The organism is Frankia sp. CoWAU3, assembly GCF_977971855.1.
Genome location: NZ_CDWWXB010000017.1, coordinates 3,981 through 7,922, shown reverse-complemented (window position 1 = coordinate 7,922; position 3,942 = coordinate 3,981). Strand labels below are relative to the sequence as shown.

5 protein-coding genes are annotated in these 3,942 nt (G+C 70.9%); 1 reads left to right on the top strand and 4 read right to left on the bottom strand.

Annotation, left to right across the window (positions count from 1 at the left end):
• Nucleotides 1-457 (bottom strand): RecB family exonuclease (locus AC08ON_RS03475; protein ID WP_476616436.1); only part of this gene is annotated, 457 nt, incomplete at its 3' end.
• Between the two features lie 386 nt (nt 458-843).
• On the opposite strand from AC08ON_RS03475, the gene AC08ON_RS03470 reads away from it, so the two are divergent.
• Entirely contained in the window at nt 844-1,125 is a 282-nt protein-coding gene (locus tag AC08ON_RS03470) for a chorismate mutase (protein ID WP_476606372.1), read from the top strand.
• A gap of 68 nt (nt 1,126-1,193) precedes the next feature.
• Here the strand turns inward: AC08ON_RS03470 and AC08ON_RS03465 are convergent, their stop codons facing one another.
• The 3 genes from AC08ON_RS03465 to AC08ON_RS03455 all read right to left on the bottom strand — a co-directional run.
• A complete protein-coding gene (locus AC08ON_RS03465) occupies nt 1,194-1,796 on the bottom strand; it encodes a DUF1003 domain-containing protein (protein ID WP_476606371.1) in 603 nt (200 codons plus the stop codon).
• Complete coding sequence (locus AC08ON_RS03460) at nt 1,793-3,136, bottom strand: magnesium transporter MgtE N-terminal domain-containing protein (protein ID WP_476606370.1); 1,344 nt, start codon at nt 3,134-3,136, stop codon at nt 1,793-1,795. The genes AC08ON_RS03465 and AC08ON_RS03460 overlap by 4 nt, the downstream gene beginning before the upstream one ends.
• Before the next feature lie 219 nt (nt 3,137-3,355).
• A partial coding sequence (locus AC08ON_RS03455; RefSeq protein WP_476616435.1) for a TerD family protein occupies nt 3,356-3,942 on the bottom strand: 587 nt, incomplete at its 5' end.

Genomic DNA, 3,942 nt, shown 5'->3' with positions numbered 1-3,942 from the left:
CGACGACGACCAGCTCCCCGTCCCGGTCGTCGAGACGGTCCACCCGTCCGGAGAAGGCCAGCGCCTCGGTACGGGCCGCGACCGAGCGCTCGACCCCGCGCGGCTCGGCCGCCGGATCGAGGTGCGCGACATAGTCATGCGCCATCCGCGCGCCGCGCTCGCGCCACCGGTACGACTGCTCACCGTCCCGGAAACCTTCGTCGACCCACAGCAACCGCAACAGCGCCGCGGCCCGCTGTGGGACCCGTTGCTCGATCGGCCCCTCCCACCAGCGTCGCAGCGCGTTGTGCACGCTGACGCCGAAGGAGGTGTGCGCCCAGGGCGGTCCCTTGGGCGGCCGCGGCCGGTCCAGATACGTCATCCGGTACCGGCGGGGGCAGTCCTCGAAGGCCGCCAGCCGCGACGGCGTGCAGGAAAAAAGCCGGCGGGGCAGGCCGGTGAGCTCCAGTTGCGCCATCACTCACTCTGTAGTCTCTACCGGCCTCGCCTCGGTTACCGGACGCCCGCTCGGGCGCCGCCGCCCGAGTCAAGGCGAGGGGTTAATCAAGGCGAGGGATTAGTCGGGGTGGGGGTTACCCAAGAGCCAGGGTGGAGGGTACCCAAGAGATCAGGCTTCTGGACGAATCGGCGTGCGGCTGGCATGCTCTTGCCATGCAGTGCAGTCGACTCACGTGCCGCCGACTCGCATGCCACGGCACGTCGCTACGGCTGTTTTATGGGGACCGGGCACGGTCCCCGCTCCGCCGCTGATCTCACGCGGCACAAGCGCCAGACCCAGGCCCGGTCCGCCTCCGGGTTGTCTCGGCCTGGGGTGCGCCGGGCCTCCGACCGAAAGGCCCACTTGTGGAGAACGTCGTCGACGCCCCCAGCACCGCGCCGGCCATCGCCTCGATCGACGAGGGACGACAGCTCATCGATGACATCGATGCTCAGCTGCGTGATCTCGTCGCGACCCGGCGGGATCTGTCCCAGCAGATCCAGGCGCTGCGCTCAGCCGAGGGCGGGCCTCGCATCCAGCACGGCCGGGAGAACGAAATCATCGCGATCTGGGCGGACAAGCTGGGGCCTCGTGGGGTCGAGATCGCGATGGCGGTGCTGACGCTCTGCCGCGGTACCGTGCGGTAGGCACCCGGGTATCCGCCGGTGCGGCGCGCGGCCGCCGTTCGCACCAGCCCGCCGCACCGGCCCGATCATCACGGCGGACGTAACGAACGCTCGCCCTCCCGCCGCCGTCGGCGCTCCCGATCGCGGTCCTTCGCCCGGTCACCGTCCGGCCCCTCCAGCTCCGCGAGCAACCCCCGCAGCTCCGAACGCAGAAAGTCCCGGGTGGCGAGCTCGCCGATCGTGATACGCATCGCGGCCAGTTCGCGGGCGAGGTATTCGGTGTCCTCGCGGTTACGGATGGTCTGCTCGCGGTCCTGGGCGAGGTTCGCGCGGTCCCGGTCGTCTTGGCGGTTCTGCGCCAGCAGGATGAGCGGTGCCGCGTACGCGGCCTGCAGCGACAGGACCAACGTCAGAAAGATGAACGGGAAATTATCGAACCGGACGGACTGCGGGGCGATGATGTTGTAAGCGACCCACAGCACAATCACGACGCTCTGCGCAACGAGGTACCGGGCCGTGCCGATGAAACGCGCCACCCGCTCCGCGATCCGCCCGAAGGCGTCCGGCTCGTAGGCGGAGCGCAGGGCGGACCGCCGGGACAGCCGCGGCTGATCGAGGCGGGCGCCTCGCGGCCGGCGGCGTCCCAGACCTCCCAGACCTCCCAGACCTCCCAGACGTCCCAGACGTCTCATGAGGCGGCCGGGGAGCTGCCCGCCTCACCGCGGGAGCCTGGTTCCACGTCGCCCGCGGCGGGCGGAGTCAGTGCCCCGGGGGTCGCCCGCGCATCCACGTCCGCGTCGAGCTGTCGCTCCCGCCAGTTCGCGGGAAGCAGGTGGTCGAGCACGTCGTCGACGGTGACGACGCCGACGAGCCGGCCGGCGCGGTCGAGAACCGGTGCCGCCACCAGGTTGTAGGACGCCAGATGACGGGTGACCTCGGCCAGCGGGGTCTCCGGCCGCAGCGAGGCGATGTCGACGTCGATCACGCCACCGACCAGGGTCGCCGGCGGCTCACGCAGCAGCCGCTGGAAGTGGGCGAGACCGAGGTAGCGGCCGGTGGGCGTCTCGTAGGGCGGACGCACCACGTAGACCTGCGCGGCGAGCGCCGGGGAAAGCTCGGGTTCGCGGATGCGGGCCAGCGCCTCGGCGACCGTCGCGTTCGGGGCGAGCACGACCGGCTCGCTGGTCATCATGCCGCCGGCCGTGTCGTCGGCGTAGAGCAGCAGACGGCGCACGCCGGCGGCCTCGTCGGGCTCCATCAGCCGCAGGAGACGCTCCGCGTCGTCGGCGGGCAGCTCGCCCAGCAGGTCCGCCGCGTCGTCGGGGCCCATCGCCTCCAGCACGTCGGCGGCCCGCTCGTCGGCGAGTCCCCCGAGCAGCTCGACCTGCTCGTCCTCCGGCAGCTCCTCGAGGACGTCGGCAAGCCGCTCGTCGTCAAGGGCGGCGGCGACCTCCGCGCGCCGTTTCTCGGACAGGTCATGCAGCAGCGACGCGAGGTCGGCGGGCCGCAGCTTCTCGAACGCAGCGAGCAGGTTCGCGGCCCCCTGCCCCTCCTCGGGCAGCGAGAAGCCGGTGACCTCGTCCCAGGCAACCGTCTTCACCTCGCCGCGCCGGCCCCGGCCGACCCGCACCGCCACCTGGTCGAGCACCCAGTCGCCGCCGCGGACCAGTTCGATCGCGGCGTCGACGACGGTCACCTCGACACCGGACGAGATGAGCGTCACCCGCCGGTCGAGCAGCTCGCCGAGCGCCCGGGTCTCGTTCGGGCGCTGTTGGAAACGCCGCCAGCTCAGCCGGGCCGAGGACAGCACCACCGCGCCCGACTCCACCCCGGTGACCCGGCTCATCGGCACGAAGATCGGTCGGCGTTGGACCTCGACGGCCAGGCCCAGGACGCGGGGCGGCTCATGCCCGAGTCGCAGCGTCGCGATCACATCGCGCACCCTGCCGACCTGGTCGCCGTTCGGGTCCAGGACGAGCAGGCCCGCCAGCCGGCGGCAGTAGACGCGGGACGGGGCCGGGCGGGAGACCATGCCCATCACCGGGCGATGCCTGCGAAGTGCAACACACCGGCCCACGACGGCGCTGCAGACCTGTTCACGGCCGGAGGTTACCCGGCCCGGGACATCCCACAACCCGGAGAGGTCGGCCGGATCAACACCATCGCGCGGGCCGCCGGCAAACCGCCCGGCGTTCCGGGACCGGGGATCGGCCTACCGGCACTGCCTACAGATCCTGCCTACCGGTACTGCCTACAGGTACTGCCTCGACGGATTGACCATGGCGCGGACGGTCTTGCCGTCGTGAAACTCCCCGATCGCCGTCATCGACCAGGTGGGAGCCCCGCGGTCGCGCTGCACCCGGCACATCACCAGTCCGGTGGACGGCTTGGAGTCAGACAGGTCGAACCGGACGAGCTCCTGCCCGGTGAGATCGTCATACAACCGGCAGTAGGCGTTACGCACCTCGACGAAGGTCTGTCCCTGGAAACTGTTGACCGTGAAGATCAGAGTGACGACGTTCCCCGGCAGGGCTCCGAGATCGACCAAGATTGTCTCGTCGTCCCCTTCGCCATGGCCCGTCAGGTTGTCCCCGGAGTGGCGCACGGCTCCCCGGGCGCCTTTCTTGGACATGAACCAGACCTTGTCGACGTCCTTGCCGCGCTCATCGAACAGGATGCAGGACGCGTCGAGGTCGATCGACTTCCCGTGCTGGGCCGGATCCCACCCAAGGCCCATCCGGACCCGGGTGAGCGGCGGCGCGCCGGTCTTCACCAGCGAGACGCTCTGCCCCTTGGTGAGCGATACCCGCCCCTTGTCCAGGTTCACCCGGCCGCCCT